The sequence below is a fragment of the Duganella caerulea genome (assembly GCF_040362985.1).
GTDB lineage: Bacteria > Pseudomonadota > Gammaproteobacteria > Burkholderiales > Burkholderiaceae_D > Rugamonas > Rugamonas vulcania.
Map to the genome: position 1 here is coordinate 966,644 of NZ_BPWJ01000001.1, position 20,109 is coordinate 986,752.

Here is a 20,109-nt window from a genome sequence, read left to right on the forward strand (position 1 = left end):
CTAGACGATCGGCGGATCGGTTTCGCGGGCGTAGACACGGTGACGCACCAGCGCCGCATCGAACCGCAACAGCGCCGCCGCGCCCTCACCACGTTCGAAGATGATGACGCCGGGGTCCGGCTCACCATCCGGCAGCACCTGCGGGAGGCCCGCCGCGTGCAGCAGCTGCGCGCCATTGCCGACGGCCAGCAGTGGCTTGTCGTGCCGGTACTGCAGCCGCACGAACTCCAGCGCCGCCACATCGCGGTTGAGCGGCGTGCCGCCCGGTGTGTCGCTGCCCGGGGTATCGCTGCCCGATGCGTCGGCCGCCAGGCCAGCGTAGGCATCGTCGCGATCCGGCACGATGGCGCCGTCCCACAGCACCGACGGCCCGGTCTCGAAGCTGATCTCCACATCCAGGTCCGTGCCAGGCAGCTTGCCGATGCGCTCCCCGACCAGGCGCGGCACGGCACCGCCGTCCAGCAGCGCGGCATACATGTCCCGCACCTGGGCCGCATCCACGCCGGGCGCCACCAGCAGCGCCACCTTCAGCGTCCGGATGCCGGTGGCGCCGGGACGGCTGAACAGCGACAGCGGCGGCGACGGCGGATAGTCGTGCATCGGCAAGTTGGTGGACAGCGGCAGCGGCGGCGGCACCTCCATGCCCAAGCCTGCGGCCACGCCGGTCGCCAGCCGCTGGTCGACATTGACCAAGCCTGCCAGCATGCGCCGCCGGATCGCCGGCGTCTGCACCCGCGTCAGTTCGAAGCGGAAGCCGGCGATGATGTGGTTCTGCTCCACCGGCGTCTGACTCTTCCAGAACAAACGCGCCTGCGAATAATGGTCGGCGAACAGCTCCGGCTTGCCGCGCACCTTGCTGGCCTGCTGCGGCTCGGGGAAGCTGACGAAGCCCTTGGCGCCTGCCTGGAACGGACAGCCGCCCGCCAGCGAATTGGGCTCGTAACTCACCCGGCCACGGTTGACCGACTGCCGGTGCATGCCGTCGCGCTGGTTGTTGTGGATCTGCGCCAGCGGCGTGTTGATCGGGATCTCGTGGAAGTTGGCGCCGCCCAGGCGCGAGATCTGGGTGTCGATGTAGGAGTGGATGCGGCCCTGCAGCAGCGGATCGTCGCTGAAGTCGACGCCCGGCACCACATGCGCGGCGCAGAAGGCCACCTGCTCGGTCTCGGCGAAGAAGTTGTCGGGATTGCGGTCCAGGACCATGCGGCCGATGGGCTGCACCGGCACCATCTCCTCCGGCACGATCTTGGTCGGGTCGAGGATATCGAAGGGGAACTGCGCCGCCTGTTCGGCGCTGAACAGCTGCACGCCCAGCTCCCACTCGGGGAACTGGCCGGCCTCGATGGCTTCCCACAGGTCGCGCCGGTGGTAGTCCGGATCGGCGCCCGCCAGCCGCGCCGCCTCGTCCCACACCAGCGAGTGCGTGCCGGCCATCGGCGTCCAGTGGAATTTGCAGAACACCGAGGCGCCCTGCGCGTTCACCAGCCGGAAGGTGTGCACGCCGAAGCCCTGCATCATGCGGTAGCTGCGCGGGATCGCGCGGTCCGACAGGTGCCACATCAGCATGTGGGTGATCTCGGGGCTGAGCGAGGCGAAGTCCCAGAAGGTGTCATGCGCGCTGGCCGCCTGCGGCATGCCGTTGTGCGGCTCCGGCTTGACCGCGTGGATCAGGTCCGGGAACTTCATCGCGTCCTGGATGAAGAACACGGGGATGTTGTTGCCGACCAGGTCCCAGTTGCCTTCGTCGGTGTAGAACTTGACGGCGAAACCGCGCACGTCGCGCACCGTGTCGGCCGAGCCGCGTTCGCCGGCCACCGTCGAGAAGCGCACGAACACCGGCGTGCGCTTGCCCGCCGCCGCCAGCAGCGAGGCGCGCGTGATGGGACTGTGATCGCCGTAGCTTTCGAAGTAGCCGTGCGCCGCCGAGCCGCGCGCATGCACCACGCGCTCGGGGATGCGCTCGTGGTCGAAGTGGGTGATCTTCTCGCGCAGGATGAAGTCCTCCATCGCGGTCGGGCCGCGCAGGCCGATCTTCAGGCTGTCCTGGTTGTCGGCCACCTTCACGCCCTGGTTGGTGGTCAGTTCGCGGCCGCTGTCGTCCACCCGCACGCGGTCCAGCGAGCCGTCCAGCGGGTTGTTGCCGATGTTGGGATGGCCCTCGCCGTCCTTGGGCGAAGCCACCGTCTCCGTGCTGGTGCTGGCGGTGGCGAAGGCGCTCGAAGGCGGACGCGTTTCGCCCAGGTGCGGGGTGAAGGCGGCGTCGCCGTATTCCAGCGGCTTGGTTTCGTTAAAGCGCATCGCGGCGGCCAGCTGCTCGTCGCTGGTGACCTTTTCCAGCAACTGCGCGGCAATCGGGTTCGGAGGACCGAGCCGCGACGGGTGCGGCGGGTCGGCGGGCCCGGCCACCGTGCTGAGAATGGAACCGGCGCCGTCTACCGCGCCGCCGTTGTCTTTGGGATTAGCCATGTCGCACCTCGTCTGAATATCGCGCCGGCCCGGATGGACGGCCGCGATTCAGTGTGCGTTTCTTGCGCGGGCAGGTGTTTGATGGTGCTCAAGCGAGCTGGGCATGCCGTGATCAGGCGAAAAACCGAGGATCGTAGATCCAGCGCCTGATCGTTGTCGCGGTAATGGAGGCCACATCTGGATGGCGCGGATTAATCATTGGAGCCGGCGCCAGTCAGATCATTGGCCGTATAGGCAGGCGCCTCGACGGCGATACGCCACAAGGGCGTGGTCATGCATAGGCTCCGCTCTGCATCATGGAAAGCAATTCAGCCACCAGTTTTTGCCCTTCGAACGTGTCCATATAGCTCGCCGGCGTCGCGCCGCCGAGCGCCGGCAGCGGCTTGGCCAACCAGTCCGCCAGCCAATGTGCCGCGTCAAAACCAGTCGGATCGCCGGACTCCTCCACCATCGTCTGCACCTTGCCGACCAAGGCGGCCAGGCCCAGGACGCGCTCGGACTCGTCTTTCGACAATGCCGTCCCGTCCTTCTCCTTCCGGCTGATGGTCGCGCGGGACAGGCCGAGGCTGCCGAGCAGCAGCTCTTTGCTAATTCCCATTGTTGATGAAAGTTCACCGACCATCGAGGCCGGGATACCCTTTCGTATCGCGGCGATGCGCGTTTGCGGGTCGACTTGATAAAGGTAGACAACTTTGGCTGGCGCGCGTTTCGCAGACATAACCTTCTCCTTTGAGACTTCAGTATAGTCCAAATGAGGCAAGCCACCGCGCTTCAGAAGAAGTGCTGCCAGTCGGCCAGCCAGGCCGGGAACTCCTCGACCGGCATTGGCTTGGCGATGTAGTAGCCTTGGGCGTAGGTGCAGCCCAGCCCTTGCAGGAAGTCCCAATCCTGCTTGGTCTCGACGCCAACCGCCACCGAGCGCCGGTCCAGGTTACGCGCCAGTCCAAGGCAGGAGCGCAGCACCGTGCCGATGGCCTGCCGCTTGGAGGCGCCGTCGACAAAGCTGCGGTCTATCTTCAGTTCGGAGAACGGGATGCGCGCCAGAAGCTGCAGGTTGCTGCGCCCCGTGCCGTAATCGTCGATGGCCAGGCCGAAGCCCTTCATGCGCAGGCGCAGCAGCCGTTCGAGGAAATGCGGGTCAGTGGTCAGCACCGCCGATTCGGTCATCTCGAAGGTGATGTAGTCGGCCATGATGCGATGGCGGTCCAGGCAGGCCGCGATCTGCTCCATGAACTGCGGATGCGCCAGTGTCCCTTGGTCGACGTTGATGGAAAACGAAATCGGGATGCCCTGGTCGTGCAAGGTGCGGCAGGCCGCCACCGACTTTTCGATCATGCTCCAGTCGAGGAAATCAATGCGGCGGTTATCCTCCAGCGCCGGCATGAACGACGCCGGTCCAAGCACGCCATACAGCGGATGGCGCCAGCGCGCGAACATCTCCAGGCCCTTGACCTGCCCCGTCTCCAGCTCGATCTTGGGCTGGAAGTAGGGATCGAATTCGCGCATCTGCAAGCCCTGCCCCACTTCGGCAAACGAGATGTGTGGCGTCTGTTCGCGCGCGGCGGCGCGGGCCTCCGAGGGCTGCAGGTAGTCGGTGATGATCGCTTCCAGCCGGCTGCCGATCACCGGCTTGCCGATCGCGCCCAGCATGTTGATGCCGTAGGCCGCCGCCATCGTCTCCACGGAAAACAGCACCGCATTGGACTGCGCGCCCACCACGACCACGCCCACGCGCGATTTGGCTTCAGAGAGCCGGCGTATCAGCTCCAGCGCGTCCATGCCCGGCAGCGCCAGGTCGATGATGGCGATATCCACCGCCGGCGTGATGCCGGCGCTGAAATGGCGCAGCGCCGTATGGCCGTCGGGCGCCTGCGTGATCCGGCCCACGCCCAGGTGCACCAGGATATCGGCCAGCGCGTGGCGTTGTACCTGATCCCCTTCGGCTACCAGAAAGTGCAACTGCGCGATATCCATCGGCGGCTCCAATAAGGCTATTACCCTTGATTCTGCCTGACTTGCTCGAAAAAGCATACTGCCGCGCATGCGGCGACGTTCAGCGACTCCACCTGGCCCAGGTGGGGAATCACCACCTGATGGGTTGCCATGGACAGCAGGTCATCCGCAACGCCCTGCCCTTCGTGGCCAAACAGCCACGCCACTGGCTGGCGCAGGTCGACGTCGTACAAGCGTTGGGTGGCGTAGCCGCTGGTGGCCAGCGAGGTCACCTTGGAGGCCGCGACCAGCTGCGCCAGGTCGACGTTCTCGAAAATGTCGAGCACAAAGTGCGCGCCCATTGCCGCGCGCAGCACCTTGGGCGACCAGCAGAACGCCGATCCGGCGCTACAGTACACCTGGGTGATGCCGGCCGCCGCCGCGCTGCGCAGGATGGAGCCGACGTTGCCGGGATCCTGCACGTTATCGAGCAGCACCGCCGACACGGCCAGCGGCTCGGTCACGGCGCGCTCCGGCGTCTCGATCAGGAACATCACGCCGACACCGTGTTCCACCTGGCTGACGGCGTTGTACAGCGCATCCGGCAATCCCAGCACGTGCGCGTGCTGGGCCTCCAGCTGGCCGACGATGTCCATCACTTCCGGGTTGTGCAGCGCGGTTTCGCTGACGATGCACTGCTCCGGCAGGCCGCGCAGCTGCAAATAGGCCTGGCACAGGTGCACGCCGTCGAGCAGCGTGCGGCCGGACTTGCGGCGCGCCTGCGAACTGCCGGCCAGCTTGACCAGCTCCTTGTACTGCGCGTTGTCGCGCGAGGTGATGGTCTTCATGCGGCTCTCCCTGCGCGCAGCGCGAATTCCTCCAGCACCGCCCGCACCGGCGCGAACGAGCGGCGGTGCACCGGCGAGGCGCCATGCGCGCGCAGGCGCTCCAGGTGCAGCGCGGTGCCGTAGCCTTTGTGCTGGTCGAAGCAGTACTGCGGATACTGCGCGTGCAGGGTCACCAGCGCGGCGTCGCGCGCGGTCTTGGCCAGGATCGAGGCGGCCGAGATGGCGTCGACCTTGTCGTCGCCGCCGATCACCGCGATGCTCTGTATCTTCATCACCGGGCACCGGTTGCCGTCGACCAGGGCCAGCGTCGGCACGGTGCTCAATGCCTCCACCGCGCGCCGCATCGCCAGCATCGACGCCTGCAGGATATTGAGCTTGTCGATTTCCTCTTCCGACGCCTCGGCGATCGCCCACGCCAGCGCGTTGGCCTTGATCAGCGGCGCCAGCATGTCGCGCTTGGCCTCGGTCAGCTTCTTGGAGTCGCGCAGGCCTTCGATCGGCCGCGAGACATCCAGGATCACGGCAGCCGCGTACACCGGGCCGGCCAGCGGGCCACGGCCCGCCTCGTCGACGCCGCAAATGATTTCATCGGGCGAGTCGGGCAGGAAGTCGAACAGGCCGGGGGTTGGGTTTTTCACGTTGATTCTCGATGATACGGTTAAGCTTTGATGACCTTGAGCACAGCGGCCGCGCTCTCCACCGCGCTGTTGCGCAGCAGGCTGTGATGCATGTCGGTGAAACGCTCGACCAGCCGCTGGCGGTGCGGGGCGTCGCTCAGCTGCTTCCACATGGCTTGCGCCAGCGCTTCGGAATTGGCGGCGTTCTGCAGCAGCTCAGGCACCAGGAACTCGCGCGCCAGGATGTTCGGCATGCCGATCCACGGCTGGTAGTTGAAGTGGCGCAGGATCTGCCATTCCAATTCCGCCATCCGATAGGCTATCACCATCGGCTTCTTGAACAGCGCCACCTCCAGCGACGCCGTGCCCGACGCCACCAGCACCGCGTCCGCCGCGGCGATCGCGGTGTGCGACTGGCCGTCGAGCAGCTGCACTTCAACGTCCTGCAGGCCGGCCTGCGCCACCAGTTCGAGGAAGTACTTGCGCTGCCGTTCCCCCGCCATCGGCGCCACGAAACGCAGCGTACGGTCGCGCTGCTTGAGCAGGCGCGCCGCGCCGATGAAGGCCACCGTGTTGTACTTGATCTCGGACATGCGGCTGCCCGGCATGATGGCCACCACGTTGGCGTCCTCCGGCATGCCCAGCGCGCGCCGCGCGCCCGCCACGTCCGGCGCCATCGGGATGACTTCCGCCAGCGGATGGCCGACGTAACTCACCGGCACGCCGGCCTGGCGGTAAATCTCCTCTTCGAAAGGAAACACCACCAGCATGTGCGACACAGCCCGGATGATCTTCTTGATGCGTCCACCGCGCCAGGCCCAGATCTGCGGCCCGATGTAGTGTATGGTCGGAATCCCGGCCGCCTTGAGCTGCTCTTCCAGCCCGAGGTTAAAGCCCGGATAGTCGGCGCCAATGAAGGCGGCCGGCCGCTCGGCCAGCAGTTGGTCGCGCAGCTGGTTCTGGATCCCCTTGATCTCGCGGTAGCGCGGGATCACGGCCAGCAGGCCGCGCACGGTCAGCTTGTCCATCGGCCAGTGCGACTCGAAACCTTGCGCCATCATGTGCTCGCCGCCGATGCCATGGAAGCGCGCATCCGGCAGGTGCGGACGCAGGCCGGACAGCAGCCGCGCCGCCAGCAGGTCGCCCGACGGCTCGCCCGCCACCAGCGCCACCGACAATGGCGAAGGCGCGGCGGCCGTCAGGTCAGCGGACGATGCCACGGCTGGCGATGTTGAGGAATTCGCGCATGGAGCGGATCTGCTCCGCCGCAGCCGGCATCGCATCCTCTTCGGCCTGCAATGCGACCTTGGCCTCTTCCAGCGTCAGGCCGGAGCGGTAGATCAGCTTATACGCGGTGCGGATGCCGTTGATCTGCTCGCGCGTAAAGCCGCGCCGCTTCAGGCCCTCGATGTTGACGCCGTGCGCCTGCGCCGGATTGCCGTTCAACAGAACGAACGGCGGCACGTCCTGCGTCAGCGAGGTGCTCATGCCGACGAAGGCGTGCGCGCCGATCTTGCAGAACTGGTGCACGTTGGCGAAGCCGCTCATGATCACCCAGTCGCCGATTTCGACGTGGCCGGCGATCTGCGCGTTGTTCGAGAAGATCGTGTTGCTGCCGATCTGGCAGTCGTGCGCCAGGTGGACGTAGGCCGAGATCCAGTTGTCGTTGCCCAGCGAGGTCACGCCCTTGTCCTGCACCGTGCCGGTGTTGAAGGTGCAGAACTCGCGGATGGTGTTGCGGTCGCCGATGGTCAGGCGGGTAGGCTCGCCGTTCCACTTCTTGTCCTGCGGCGCGGCGCCGATCGACGAGAACTGGAAGAACTTGTTGTCGCTGCCGATGGTGGTGTTGCCCTCGATGACCACGTGCGGACCGACCACGGTGCGCGCGCCGATCACCACGTTCGGGCCGATCACCGAATACGGCCCGACTTCGACGGATTCGTCGAGCTGCGCTTTCGGATCGACGATGGCGGTGGCGTGAATCTTGGCCATGATTACTTCCCGGCTGGCTGGCTGGCGTCGGCCGCGCTGCGGATGGTGCACATCAGTTCCGCCTCGACCGCGGTCTGGCCGTCGACCGTGCCGACCGCCTTGTACTTCCAGATGCCGCGCGCGACGCGCAGGATCTCGACGTTCATCACCAGCTGGTCGCCCGGCTCCACCGGACGCTTGAAGCGCGCGTTGTCGATGCCGACGAAGTACACCACCGAATTCTCGTCCGGCTTGATGTCCATGGTCAGGAAGGACAGGATGGCGGCGGTTTGCGCCATCGCCTCGATCATCAGCACGCCCGGCATGACTGGCTTGTGCGGGAAGTGGCCGTTGAAGAATTCCTCATTGACGGTGACGTTCTTGATCGCCGTGATGGTCTTGCCCGACTCCCAGTCCAGCACGCGGTCCACCAGCAGCATGGGGTAGCGGTGCGGCAGGTACTGCTTGATGGCGTGGATATCCAGGCACTTCTTGGTGCAGGTGGATTCGGAGGTGACAGGGGTGGTTGTGGTCATGATTTTAGTTCTCGTCTTGATTCGTCAATGTTTTAATTGTTTTTTCCAGCGCGCGGATTTTATCGCGCATCGTCGACAGATTGCGGACGATGGCGGCAGATTTTTCCCACTCGCTGTTTTTGGCCAGCGGATAAAAGCCCGTGTACTGCCCCGGTTCCAGGATCGAGCGCGATACCATGCTGCCCGAACCCACGTGCACCTTGTCGACGATGGTCAAGTGGCCCAGCACCATGGCGGCGCCGCCAAAGGTGCAGTACTTGCCGATCTTCGCGCTGCCCGCCACGCCGACGCAGCCGGCCATCGCCGTGTGCGCGCCGATGTGGCAGTTGTGGCCGATCTGGATCTGGTTGTCCAGCTTTACGCCGTCCTCCAGGATCGTGTCGGCCAGCGCGCCGCGGTCGATGGTGGTGTTGGCGCCGATGTCCACATCGTCGCCGATCACCACCCGCCCGGTCTGCGGAATCTTGATGTAGACGCCGCCCTCGTTGGCGAATCCGAAGCCGTCGGTGCCGATCACGGCGCCGGAATGGATGATGCCGCGCTTGCCGATCACGCAGCGCGCCTGGAAGGTCACGTTGGCGAACAAATGCGTGTCCTCGCCGATGACCGCGTCGCGGCCGATGTAGCAGCCGGCGTCGATCACGGCGCGCGCGCCGATCGTGGCGCCGCTCTCGATCACCACGCGCGCGCCCACGTGGGCGCTGGCGTCGATGCGGGCGTCGTCCGCCACCACCGCGCTGGCGTGCACGCCGGGCGCCGGCACGATGGCCGTCAACGATTCGAAATACTGCGCCGCGCGGGCGAAATACACGTACGGATTATTGGTGACGATGCGCGCGCCGCCATAGCCGGCGGCGATAAAAGCGTCATCGGCGGCCGACACGATCAGTGCCGCCGCCTGGCTTTGCAGCGCTTGCGCGCGCAGTTTGCTATTGCTGAGAAAGCTGATGTGCGAAACGCCGGCGTCCGTCAGTGGCGCGATCCCGGTCACTTCCAGGTTCGCGTCCCCCACCAACTGCCCGCCGAGGCGTTCGACCAATTCCCCTAGTCGAGTGCCCATCGGGTGATCCAATCTTGATGTGTTTTACTTGTCTTTGTCCAGCGCGGCCAGCACTTTGTCGGTGATGTCGATGCGCGGGCTGGCCCAGACCGCATCCTGCAGCACGATGTCGAAGCCTTCCACCGCCGCCATCTGCTTGATGATCTTGGTGGCTTTTTCCGAGATCGCCTGGCGTTCCTCGTTGGTGCGCTGGTTCAGGTCTTCACGGAACTCGCGCTGGCGGCGCTGGTATTCCTTATCCAGCTCGAACACGTCGCGCTGGCGCTTGACGCGGTCGGTCTCGGCCAGCGCCGGCGCATCCTTCTCCAGCTTTTCCGACGCCGCCTTCAGGCGCGCGGCCATATCCTGCATGGCTTTCTCGCGGCTCTTGAACTCCTCCTGCAGCTTTTCGCCGGCCAGCTTGGCCAGCTTGGATTCGTTGTAGATGCGCTCAGGACTGAGCCAGGCGATGCGCGAGGCCGAGGTCTGGGCCTGCACCGGCGCCAATGCACACCAGCCCAGTGCAAGCACGGCGAGGGATTTGGTCAGGGTAGCGGACACAGTCTTCAACTTATTTCTCCGAGGTAAATATTAATACTCAATGGCATCAGGTCCGCCTTAGAAGCCGGTACCCATCTGGAACTGGAAGCGTTCCAGGCGGTCGCCCGGCTTGGCGTTCAAAGGCTTAGCATAACTCAAGCGCAGCGGACCGACCGGAGAAATCCAGCTGATGCCCAGGCCCGACGAGTAGCGCAGCTCGGAAGCGCGCATCTTCTGGCCTTCCTGGTAGACCTGGCCGCTGTCGACGAAACCGAACCAGCGCAGGCTGCGGTCCTGGCCCGAGCCGGGGAACGGCAGCTGCAGCTCGGCGCTGCCCAGCAGGCGCGAGGCGCCGCCCAGCGCATCGCCGTACACCTGGTCGACCGCGCCCAGCGAGGAGCTCAGGTAGCCGCGCACCGAACCGATGCCGCCGCCGTAGAAGTTCTTGAAGACCGGGTAGCTGCTGTCGCGCAGGCCGTGGCCGTAGTCGATCTCGCCGCGCAACGCCAGCGTGACCTTGGAGAACAGCGGCTTGTACCACTGGTGCTCGTACACCGCGCGGTAGTACTTCTGGCGGCCGATCAAATCCAGCTCCAGGTTGGCGCGCTGGTAGCGGCCCACGGTCGGCGTCAGCGCGGAGTCGCGGCTGTCGCGCGCCCACGCCGCCGTCAGCGGCACGGCGTTGGTGGTGGCGGTGCCGATGCCGTTGGTGTTGCCGGTGATGGTGGTGACGTAGTCCTTGAAGCGCACCGGCGAGGTGGCGTCGGTGGTGATGCGCGAGCGCTCCACGCCGATACCGAAGAACACCGTGTCCACTTCCGAGAACGGCACGCCGTAGCTGATGCGGCCACCCTGCTGGCGGATGGTGTAGCTGCCGATGTTGAGCGCCGGCGGCTGCTGCGTGCGCAGGTAGATTTCGTACGAGCGCGATACGCCGTCGTCGGTGTAGTAAGGGTCGGTCTGCGAGAACGACAGCGTGCGGCTGTACTTCGAGGTGTTGAACTCGATGCCGACGGTGGTGCCCGAACCGGCGAAGTTGGCCTGCTGGACCGCCGCCTGGAAGGTGAACTTCTCGGACTGCGAGAACGCGCCGCCGATCTGGAAGTTACCGGTCGGGCGTTCGACCACGGTCAGGTTGACGTCCACCTGGTCGGAGGTGCCCTGCGCTTCCGGCGTGTCGATGGTCACGTCCTTGAAGTAGCCCAGGCGGTCGACGCGGTCGCGCGAATACTTGATCTTGTTGGCGTCGTACCACGACGATTCGAACTGGCGGAACTCGCGGCGGATCACTTCGTCGCGGGTGGTGGTGTTGCCGGCGATGTTCATGTGGCGCACGTAGGCGCGCTTGCCCGGATCGATGAAGAAGGTAAACGCCACTTCGCGTTTCTTCTGGTCGATCTCCGGATTGGCGTTGACGTTGGCGAAGGCGTAGCCGAAGGTGCCCAGGCGGTCCGAAATCAGCTTGTTGGTGGCGGTCAGGCGCTCGCCCGAATAGGTTTCACCTGGGCGAAGCAGCACCAGCGAACGCAGTTCCTCTTCGCGGCCGAAGGTCTCGCCCTCGAACTTGATGCCGGAGACCTTGTACTTCTCGCCCTCGGTGATGTTGATCGTGATGTAGATGTCCTTCTTGTCCGGCGTGATCGAGACCTGGGTCGAGTCGATCTGCATCTCGATGTAGCCGCGGTTCAGGTAGTAGGACTTGAGCGACTCGATATCGCCGGTCAGCTTGGTCTTGGAATACTGGTCGGCCTTGGTGTACCAGCTGAACCAGCCGCCGGTGTTCAGTGCCAGCTGGTCCTTCAGTTCCTTGTCCGAGAAGACCTTGTTGCCGACGATGTTGATTTGCTTGATCTTGGCGACATCGCCCTCGTCCACCGCGAAGGTGATGTTGACGCGGTTACGCTCGATCGGCGTGACGGTGGTGACGATCTTCACGCCATACAGGCCGTGCGACAGGTACTGGCGCTTGAGCTCCTGCTCGGCGCGGTCGACCGAGGCCTTCTCGAAGGTCTTGGTCTCGCCGACGCCGATGTCCTTCAGCGCCTTGACCAGCATGTCTTTTTCAAATTCCTTGGTGCCGGTGAACTCCACCTTGGCGATGGCCGGGCGTTCCTCGACCAGCACCACCAGCACATTGCCGTCCGCTTCGAGCTTGACGTCCTTGAAGAAACCGGTGGCGTACAGCGCCTTGATGGCGGCGATCGATTTGTCGTCGTTGAAGGTCTCGCCCACACGCACCGGCAGGTAGCTGAAGACCGTACCGGCTTCCGTACGCTGGATCCCTTCGACGCGGATATCTTTGATGACGAAGGGCTCGATGGCCATGGCACTGCCGGCGCACAGCGCCAGGACAGCGGCGCCGATCAGGCTGCGGCGAAAGGAAGATGAAGTAATACGGTCAGAATATAATTTCATTGGGGTTATTCAATGGCTAAATCAACGAACTACTCATATACAAAGCGAACCTGCTACAGCAGCCGCGCGACGTCGTTAAACACCGCCAGCAGCATCAGCGTCAGTAACAAGCCTATGCCAAGGCGCTGAGCAATCTCTCCAAAACGCTCCGGCACAGAACGCCCAGTTAAAACTTCCAGCGAATAATACAGCAAATGCCCCCCATCTAGAACCGGAATCGGTAGCAAATTCATCACCCCTAAACTGATGCTGATGAAGGCGATGAAGCTCAGGTAGCTGGCCGCGCCCATGCGCGCGGTCTGCCCGGCGTAATCGGCGATGGTGATCGGGCCGGTGACGTTCTTCAGCGAGACCTCGCCGGTGATCATTTTGCCGATCATCTTGACCGACATGACGCTGGTGTCCCAGACCCGCGCCACCGCCTTGCCGACCGCCGCAACCGGGGACGATGGCACGGTGATCATATCCGGCTGCAGCGCGATGTAAGCGCCGATCTTACCGACTGTTACAGTTCCCTTACCGCTCTTTGCCTGCTCGGGCTGGGGCACCATGGCCAGCACCAGCGGCTGGCCGGCGCGGCGCACCGCCACCTGCACCGTCTTGCCGGCGGCTTTGCCGATAACCTCGATGAAGGCGATGCCGTCGGCCACCGGCACGCCGTCCACCGACAGCAGCAGGTCGCCCTTTTGCAGGCCGGCGCGCGCGGCGGGTCCGCCCGCGATCGCTTCCAGCACCACCGGCGCCGGACGGGACACGCCCAGACCCAGCTTGCCCGGCACGTCGCTGTCCAGGTCCTGTGCCGCCAGCACGGCGGCCGGCAGCACGGCGTTGAAGCGGCCCTGCCCCGCGCGTTCGACGGCGATGCGGGCTTCGGTCTTGTTGATGGCGGCCTGCATCAGGTTCCAGCGCAACTCCGACCAGACGGCCACCGGTTGTTCGTTGACAGCGGTGACCACGTCGCCGCTGCGCAAGCCGGCGCGCCACGCGGCCGATGGCGCCGCATTGCTTGCGCTGGCGGTGGCGATCTCCGTGGCGCGCACGCTGATTTTGCTGGTCGGCTCTTCCACGCCGTACAGGTACAGGCCCGCGTATAGCAGGATGGCGAGCAGGAAGTTGGCCAGCGGGCCGGCGGCCACGATGGCGATGCGCTTCCACACGTTCTGGCGCGTGAACTCGCGCTTCAGGTCTTCGGCCGGCAGGTCGCCCAGGTCACCCTCGCGGGCGTCCAGCATTTTCACGTAGCCGCCCAAAGGCAGCGCCGATACCGCCCATTCGGTCTGGTCGCGGCCGAAACGGCGCGACCACACCACCTTGCCCATGCCGACCGAGAAGCGCAGCACCTTCACCCCGCACCAGCGCGCCACCAGATAATGTCCCAGTTCGTGGAAGATGATCAGGGAGCCCAGGCAGACGGCGAAGGCCAGCGCGGTTTGGAGGAAGTTCATTTTGCCAGTCCGGCGATATAGGCTTCAGCGGCGGCGCGGGCGGCGGCATCCTGCGCCATCACGGCGGCGATGCTGTCGGCGTCGCCGTGCGGCAGCGCCTCCATCACGTGCGCGATCACGCGGTCGATCTGGCGGAAGCCGATCTTCAAATCGAGGAAGGCCTGCACCGCGATCTCGTTGGCCGCGTTCAGCAGCGCCGGCGCGGTGCCGCCGGCCTTGAGCGCGTCGAAGGCCAGCGCCAGGCAGGGGAAGCGTTTGAAGTCGGGACGCTCGAACTGCAGCGTGGCGATCTGCGTCAGGTCCAGCTGCGCCACGCCGGAGGCGATGCGCTCCGGGTAGGCCAGCGCGTGGGCGATCGGCGTGCGCATGTCGGGGTTGCCCAGCTGCGCCAGCACGGAGCCGTCCATGTACGACACCATCGAATGGATCACCGATTGCGGATGGATGACCACCTCGATGCGCTCGGCCGGCGCGCCGAACAGCCAGTGCGCCTCGATCACTTCCAGGCCCTTGTTCATCATCGTGGCCGAATCGACCGAGATCTTGCGGCCCATCGACCAATTGGGGTGCTTGCAGGCCTGCTCCGGCGTCACCGCGTCCAGCGTGGCGACGTCGCGCGTCAGGAACGGGCCACCGGATGCGGTCAGCAGGATCTTGGCGATGCCGGCCGCCTCGTCGCGCACCGCCGGCATGCGGCCGCCGAACTGCGGCATGCACTGGAAGATCGCATTGTGCTCGCTGTCGATCGGCAGCAGCACCGCACCGGCCTGCTGGGCGGCGTCGATGAACAGCTGGCCGGACATCACCAGCGCTTCCTTGTTGGCCAGCAGGACCTTCTTGCCGGCGCGGGCCGCGGCCAGCGTGGGCGCCAGGCCGGCCGCGCCGACGATGGCCGCCATCACGCTGTCGACTTCGGGCGCGCTGGCGATGCCGCACAGGGCCGCCTCGCCATATTCCACTTCGGTGTTGACGCCGGCGGCGCGCAGCAATGCGCTCAGCTGGCTGGCGCCGGCCGCCGTGCCGACCACCGCGCGCGCGGGACGGAACTGGATGCACTGGGCCGCCAGTTCGTCGACGCGGCTATGCGCCGACAGCGCGTACACGCCGTAGCGCTCGGGATGGCGTGCCAGCACGTCCAGCGTGGACACGCCGATCGAACCGGTGGCGCCAAGGATGGTGATGCGTTGCATAGTCACTCTTTCAGAACCAGGAGCCGATCAGCGCGGCCAGCGGCAGGACCGGGATCAAGGCGTCAATACGGTCAAGCACGCCGCCGTGGCCCGGCAGCAGGTTGCTGCTGTCCTTGATGGCGGCGCGGCGCTTGAGTTGGGATTCGAACAGGTCGCCGATCACCGACGCGGCGACGATCAGCAGCAGCACCAGCAAGGCCAGCGGCCAGCCGAAGCGCGCCTGCAATTGGACGGCGAAGGTGTCGCGCAGCCAGGGCTGGCCGGCGGCCAGCAGCACGCTCGCCGACGAGATCGCCAGCACGGCGATGCCGCCGCCGATGGCGCCCTCCCACGATTTGCCCGGCGAGATCGACGGCGCCAGCTTGCGCTTGCCGAAGGCCTTGCCGGAGAAGTAGGCGCCGATGTCGGCGATCCACACCAGCACCATCACCGACAGCAAATACAGCGCGGAGTGCTGGTACAGGCCGACGATGGCGAAGAAGCAGGCGAAGATGGCGAAGCTGAAGGTGATCGCCAGCGACCAGTTGGCCGCGCCGGCCAGCGGCGGCAGGCCCAGGCCCAGCGACGGCGCATAGCGGATCAGCCACAGCAGGCTGGCCGCGCCGTACAGCGCGGTCAGCGCGCCCGGCTTGCCCGAGTGCTGCAGCAGGAACACGAACAGCACGGCGCCGGCGATGCCGATCACGCGCGCGCGCATGGCGGACAGGCCGAACAGGCGGGCGGCCTCCCACATCGCGGCGCCCAGGAACAGCGTGGCGACGACGGCAAACGCTGGGAAATAGTTGAAGAACAGGACCGGCAGCAGCACCGCCAGCAAGACCACAGCGGTAATAATCCTAGTTTTCAGCATCAGCTTTTCTTTTCTGCCAGTTGCGCGCCGGTGCGGCCGAAGCGCCGCTCCCGATGCTGGTAGGAGGCGATCGCCTCGTCGAGGCTCTCGATCGAAAAATCGGGCCAGTAGGTGTCGGTGAAGAACAGCTCGGTATAGGCAAGCTGCCACAACAGGAAATTGGAGATGCGCTGCTCGCCGCCGGTGCGGATGAACAGGTCGGGCTCGGGCGCGTAGGCCATCGCCAGGTGCGGCGCCAGCTGCTCTTCCGTGAAATTGGCGGCGCCGGGATGGGCGGCCACCATCTGGCCGACCGCCTGCATGATGTCCCAGCGGCCGCCGTAGTTGGCGCACACGGTCACGGTCATGCGGGTGTTGTTGGCGGTCTTGCGCTCGGCGCTGGCGATCATGCCTTGCAGCTTGTCGTCGAAGCGGGACAGGTCGCCCACCACCTTGAGACGGATGTTATTGGCGTGCAGCTTGGAGACTTCGCGGTCCAGCGCCGTGACGAACAGGCGCATCAGCAGGGACACTTCCTCTTCCGGGCGGCGCCAGTTTTCGGAGCTGAAGGCGAACAGGGTCAGGTACTCTACGCCGCGGCGGGCGCAGGCCTCGACCACGGTGCGCACCGCGTCCACGCCCTTGACGTGGCCAGCCACGCGCGGCAGGAAACGCTTGGTCGCCCAGCGGCCATTGCCATCCATGATGATCGCGACATGGCGCGGCACGGAAGGCGCGTCTGGAACCTCAGTAGTCGAACTCGTATATTTCATGAAAACTTTGGTGCCAAAGTGTAAAGTATTGCAGGTGTGACGCAAAAAAACAAGACGCCAGGGCGGCCCTCGGACGAGTCCGCGGACCGGCAGCTGGCGTCCGCGGGTGTTAAACCGTCAGAACTTCTTTTTCCTTCTCGGCGACCATCTTGTCGATGTCGACGATGAACTTGTCGGTCAGCTTCTGCACTTCGTCGGTGCCGCGGCGCTCGTCGTCTTCCGAGATCGCCTTGTCCTTGACCAGCTTCTTCATGCCTTCATTGGCGTCGCGGCGGATGTTGCGGACGGCGATCTTCGCGTCTTCCGCTTCGCTCTTGACCAGCTTGACCATCTCCTTGCGGCGTTCCTCGGTCAGCGGCGGGGTCGGCACACGGATCATGTCGCCCTGCGCCGATGGGTTCAGGCCCAGGTCGGCGTCGCGGATGGCTTTCTCGATGGTCGCGGCCATCTTCTTCTCGAACGGCTGCACACCGATGGTGCGGGCGTCGATCAGGGTCACGTTGGCGACCTGGCTCAGCGCGGTCGGCGAACCGTAGTACTCGACCTGGACGTGGTCCAGGATGCCGGTGTGGGCGCGGCCGGTGCGAACCTTGGCCAGATCGGCGCGCAAGGTTTCCAGCGATTTGGTCATGCGTTCTTGCGCATTCTTTTTAACGTCAGCTACGGACATTGCTGCTCTCCTGTAATCGGGATATGTTTAAACGTGAACCAGTGTACCCTCATCCTCGCCCATGACAACGCGCATCAGCGCGCCCGGCTTGGTGATGGAGAACACTTTGATCGGCAGTTTCTGGTCGCGGCACAGCGCGAAGGCGGTGGCGTCCATGACTTGCAGATGCTTGGCGATGGCTTCGTCGAAGGTGATGGAGCTGTACAGCGTGGCGTTCGGGTCTTTCTTCGGATCGGCGGTGTAGACACCGTCGACCTTGGTGGCCTTGAGCACGATCTCCGCGCTCATCTCCGAGCCGCGCAGCGCCGCCGCGGTGTCGGTGGTGAAGAACGGGTTGCCGGTGCCGGCCGCGAACACCACGACCTTGCCTTCCTCCAGATACTGCAAGGCTTTCGGGCGCACGTACGGCTCGACCACCTGTTCGATGCCGATCGCCGACATCACGCGGGCGGTGATGCCGACATGGCGCATCGCGTCGGCCAGCGCCAGCGCGTTCATGACGGTGGCCAGCATGCCCATGTAGTCGGCGGTGGCGCGGTCCATGCCTTGCGCACCGGGGGCGACGCCACGGAAGATGTTGCCGCCGCCAATGACGATCGCCAGTTCCACGCCCAGTTTCGCGACCTCTGCCACATCGGCGACCATCCGTTCGATCGTGCCGCGGTTGATGCCGTAAGGATCATCGCCCATCAGGGCTTCGCCGGACAATTTGAGGAGGACGCGCTTGTAGGCTGGTTTTGACATGAGACGGGGCTCCTAAGTTGGGTTTATTCGGGTAAGGCTGCCGGCGCCTATGATACCTTGGTCGGCGCCGGGAACGACTGAATGACTACGGTGCTACGGGTAAAACTTTGGTCAGGCTAAAAAAACGGGCCTCTCGGCCCGTTTTCTTTGGTATTACGCTCCTTTGGAAGCAGCCATCTGTGCGGCTACCTCGGCGGCGAAGTCGTCCACTTTCTTCTCGATGCCCTCGCCTACCACGTACATGGTGAAGGCTTTGACGGTGGTGGCTTTCTCTTTCAGCATCTGCTCGATCGATTGCTTGTCGTTCTTCACGAAAGCCTGGTTCAGCAGCGACACTTCTTTCAGGAACTTCTGTACCGAGCCTTCCAGGCGCTTGGCCAGGATTTCCGGCGATTGCGCTGGCTTGCCTTCGGCGGCGGTCTTGGCTACGTCTTCTTCAGCTTTCAGTTTTGCAACCGAACGCTCTTTTTCGATCAGTTCCGCTGGAACCTGTTCCGACGACAGCGACACTGGCTTCATCGCGGCGATGTGCATGGCCACGTCTTTACCAACTTGCTCGTCGGCGCCTTCGAAGTCGACGATTACGCCGATGCGCGAGCCGTGCAGGTAGGAAGCCAGCTTGCCGGTGGTTTCGAAACGCTGGAAGCGGCGGATCGACATGTTTTCGCCGATTTTACCGATCAGCGCAGCGCGCACTTCGTCCAGGGTCTTGCCGTCCAGCGGCAGTGCCAGCAGGGCAGCGACGTCGGCTGGGTTGTGCTCGACAACCAGGCGTGCCGCGTTGTTGGCCAGGGCCAGGAAGTCGTCGTTCTTGGCGACGAAGTCGGTTTCGGAGTTGACTTCAACCAGCGCGCCTACGCCGCCGGAGATGAAGGTTGCCACAACGCCTTCGGCGGTGATGCGTGCCGATGCTTTCGATGCCTTGCCGCCCAGCTTGACGCGCAGGATCTCTTCCGCACGACCCATGTCGCCTTCGGCTTCGGTCAGTGCTTTTTTGCATTCCATCATAGGCGCGTCAGTCTTCGCGCGCAGTTCGCCTACCATTGCTGCAGTAATAGCTGCCATGTGATTCTCCTGTATTCGGTGTTCGGGTGGGATGGTGAGCGCAGCTCTAACCATTTACGTTAAAAAAAAGGGGGAGCTGTTGGCCACCCCTTTTTCCTTACAGCTTGTTACGAACGATTAAGCCTGTTCGGAAACTTCGACGAATTCGTCGCCAGCTGCAGCTTTAACCATTTCAACTACTTCGTTACCGGCAGCAGCACGGCCTTCCAGGATCGCATCTGCGACGCCGCGGGCGTACAGAGTGATGGCTTTCGACGAGTCGTCGTTGCCTGGAATGACGAACTGAACGCCTTCTGGCGAGTGGTTGGTATCGACCACGCCGATAACTGGGATGCCCAGTTTTGCAGCTTCGGTGATGGCGCCTTTATGGTAGCCAACGTCAACGACGAAGATTGCGTCAGGAACGCCGCCCATGTCCTTGATGCCGCCGATCGATTTTTGCAGCTTGACCATTTCGCGTTGGAACATCAGCGCTTCTTTTTTCGACAGCTTCTCAACCGAACCGTCTTCGATCGAGGCTTCCATGTCTTTCAGGCGCTTGATCGAGGTCTTGATGGTCTTGAAGTTGGTCAGCATGCCGCCCAGCCAACGCTGGTCGACGAAAGGAACGCCTGCGCGTGCCGCTTCAGCAGCGATGATCTCGCGGGCTTGACGCTTGGTGCCGACCATCAGGATGGTGCCACGGTTCGAAGCGACCTGTTTCACGTGCTTCATCGCTTCTTGATACATACCCATCGTCTTTTCCAAGTTGATGATATGGATCTTGTTGCGGTGACCGAAGATGAACGGAGCCATCTTTGGGTTCCAGAAACGGGTTTGGTGACCGAAGTGGACACCGGCTTCCAGCATTTCGCGCATAGTTACGGACATATTAAACTCCAGGGTTGGGTCTGGAATCCGATCAGTCACCATAGAGGCACCCTTGTCGACCGGATTCGCGTTTATTAATAAAAATTAACAACTTGATTTTGCAACATTGCTCAAACCGAATTCAAGCAACCCGAGATTCTACCCTGAAAACAGCCACTT

General features: G+C 64.2%; 19 protein-coding genes. All 19 read right to left on the bottom strand.

Features of this window, described 5'->3' with window-relative positions; all coding sequences use genetic code 11:
- The 19 genes from ACUJB0_RS04110 to rpsB all read right to left on the bottom strand — a co-directional run bounded on the left by ACUJB0_RS04110 (nucleotide 1) and on the right by rpsB (nucleotide 19,950).
- Complete coding sequence (locus ACUJB0_RS04110; protein ID WP_444844127.1) at nucleotides 1–2,466, bottom strand: catalase; 2,466 nt, start codon at nucleotides 2,464–2,466, stop codon at nucleotides 1–3.
- Between the two features lie 271 nt (nucleotides 2,467–2,737).
- Complete coding sequence (locus tag ACUJB0_RS04115; RefSeq protein WP_444844128.1) at nucleotides 2,738–3,184, bottom strand: Xre family toxin-antitoxin system antitoxin; 447 nt, start codon at nucleotides 3,182–3,184, stop codon at nucleotides 2,738–2,740.
- A 53-nt stretch (nucleotides 3,185–3,237) separates the two neighbouring features.
- Complete coding sequence (locus tag ACUJB0_RS04120) at nucleotides 3,238–4,440, bottom strand: EAL domain-containing response regulator (protein ID WP_444844129.1); 1,203 nt, start codon at nucleotides 4,438–4,440, stop codon at nucleotides 3,238–3,240.
- Between the two features lie 20 nt (nucleotides 4,441–4,460).
- Nucleotides 4,461–5,246, bottom strand: coding sequence for a TrmH family RNA methyltransferase (locus ACUJB0_RS04125; protein WP_161084814.1), 786 nt, complete (start codon nucleotides 5,244–5,246; stop codon nucleotides 4,461–4,463).
- On the bottom strand, nucleotides 5,243–5,884 hold the full coding sequence (gene rnhB / locus ACUJB0_RS04130) for a ribonuclease HII (protein ID WP_444844130.1): 642 nt from the start codon (nucleotides 5,882–5,884) through the stop codon (nucleotides 5,243–5,245). Before rnhB ends, ACUJB0_RS04125 begins: the two co-directional genes overlap by 4 nt.
- A 20-nt stretch (nucleotides 5,885–5,904) precedes the next feature.
- Nucleotides 5,905–7,083 carry a lipid-A-disaccharide synthase gene (gene lpxB, locus ACUJB0_RS04135; RefSeq protein ID WP_444844131.1) on the bottom strand — a complete coding sequence of 393 codons (1,179 nt, stop codon included), beginning with the start codon at nucleotides 7,081–7,083 and terminating at the stop codon, nucleotides 5,905–5,907.
- Nucleotides 7,067–7,855, bottom strand: coding sequence for an acyl-ACP--UDP-N-acetylglucosamine O-acyltransferase (lpxA, locus tag ACUJB0_RS04140; RefSeq protein WP_117011316.1), 789 nt, complete (start codon nucleotides 7,853–7,855; stop codon nucleotides 7,067–7,069). The genes lpxB and lpxA overlap by 17 nt, the downstream gene beginning before the upstream one ends.
- 2 nt (nucleotides 7,856–7,857) lie before the next feature.
- Complete coding sequence (gene fabZ / locus ACUJB0_RS04145) at nucleotides 7,858–8,370, bottom strand: 3-hydroxyacyl-ACP dehydratase FabZ (RefSeq protein ID WP_117011317.1); 513 nt, start codon at nucleotides 8,368–8,370, stop codon at nucleotides 7,858–7,860.
- 4 nt (nucleotides 8,371–8,374) lie between these two features.
- Nucleotides 8,375–9,430 carry a UDP-3-O-(3-hydroxymyristoyl)glucosamine N-acyltransferase gene (gene lpxD, locus ACUJB0_RS04150; protein ID WP_444844132.1) on the bottom strand — a complete coding sequence of 352 codons (1,056 nt, stop codon included), beginning with the start codon at nucleotides 9,428–9,430 and terminating at the stop codon, nucleotides 8,375–8,377.
- A gap of 24 nt (nucleotides 9,431–9,454) precedes the next feature.
- Nucleotides 9,455–9,979, bottom strand: a complete 525-nt coding sequence (locus tag ACUJB0_RS04155; protein WP_161084810.1) for an OmpH/Skp family outer membrane protein — start codon at nucleotides 9,977–9,979, stop codon at nucleotides 9,455–9,457.
- Between the two features lie 48 nt (nucleotides 9,980–10,027).
- On the bottom strand, nucleotides 10,028–12,364 hold the full coding sequence (bamA, locus tag ACUJB0_RS04160) for an outer membrane protein assembly factor BamA (RefSeq protein WP_444844133.1): 2,337 nt from the start codon (nucleotides 12,362–12,364) through the stop codon (nucleotides 10,028–10,030).
- Between the two features lie 53 nt (nucleotides 12,365–12,417).
- On the bottom strand, nucleotides 12,418–13,809 hold the full coding sequence (rseP, locus tag ACUJB0_RS04165; protein ID WP_444844134.1) for an RIP metalloprotease RseP: 1,392 nt from the start codon (nucleotides 13,807–13,809) through the stop codon (nucleotides 12,418–12,420).
- Nucleotides 13,806–14,999: a 1-deoxy-D-xylulose-5-phosphate reductoisomerase gene (gene ispC / locus ACUJB0_RS04170; RefSeq protein WP_444844135.1), complete on the bottom strand. Its 1,194-nt coding sequence runs from the start codon at nucleotides 14,997–14,999 to the stop codon at nucleotides 13,806–13,808. Before ispC ends, rseP begins: the two co-directional genes overlap by 4 nt.
- A 10-nt stretch (nucleotides 15,000–15,009) precedes the next feature.
- Nucleotides 15,010–15,849, bottom strand: coding sequence for a phosphatidate cytidylyltransferase (locus ACUJB0_RS04175; protein WP_444844136.1), 840 nt, complete (start codon nucleotides 15,847–15,849; stop codon nucleotides 15,010–15,012).
- The gene (gene uppS, locus ACUJB0_RS04180) at nucleotides 15,849–16,601 is read right to left on the bottom strand and encodes a polyprenyl diphosphate synthase (RefSeq protein WP_444844137.1); all 753 of its coding nucleotides are present in this window, start codon (nucleotides 16,599–16,601) and stop codon (nucleotides 15,849–15,851) included. Before uppS ends, ACUJB0_RS04175 begins: the two co-directional genes overlap by 1 nt.
- A 109-nt stretch (nucleotides 16,602–16,710) precedes the next feature.
- Complete coding sequence (frr, locus tag ACUJB0_RS04185; RefSeq protein ID WP_161084804.1) at nucleotides 16,711–17,271, bottom strand: ribosome recycling factor; 561 nt, start codon at nucleotides 17,269–17,271, stop codon at nucleotides 16,711–16,713.
- A 27-nt stretch (nucleotides 17,272–17,298) separates the two neighbouring features.
- Nucleotides 17,299–18,015, bottom strand: a complete 717-nt coding sequence (pyrH, locus tag ACUJB0_RS04190; protein ID WP_161091779.1) for a UMP kinase — start codon at nucleotides 18,013–18,015, stop codon at nucleotides 17,299–17,301.
- A 153-nt stretch (nucleotides 18,016–18,168) separates the two neighbouring features.
- A complete protein-coding gene (gene tsf, locus ACUJB0_RS04195; protein WP_444844138.1) occupies nucleotides 18,169–19,080 on the bottom strand; it encodes a translation elongation factor Ts in 912 nt (303 codons plus the stop codon).
- Between the two features lie 117 nt (nucleotides 19,081–19,197).
- The gene (gene rpsB, locus ACUJB0_RS04200) at nucleotides 19,198–19,950 is read right to left on the bottom strand and encodes a 30S ribosomal protein S2 (protein ID WP_161084803.1); all 753 of its coding nucleotides are present in this window, start codon (nucleotides 19,948–19,950) and stop codon (nucleotides 19,198–19,200) included.
- Nucleotides 19,951–20,109: the final 159 nt, after the last annotated feature.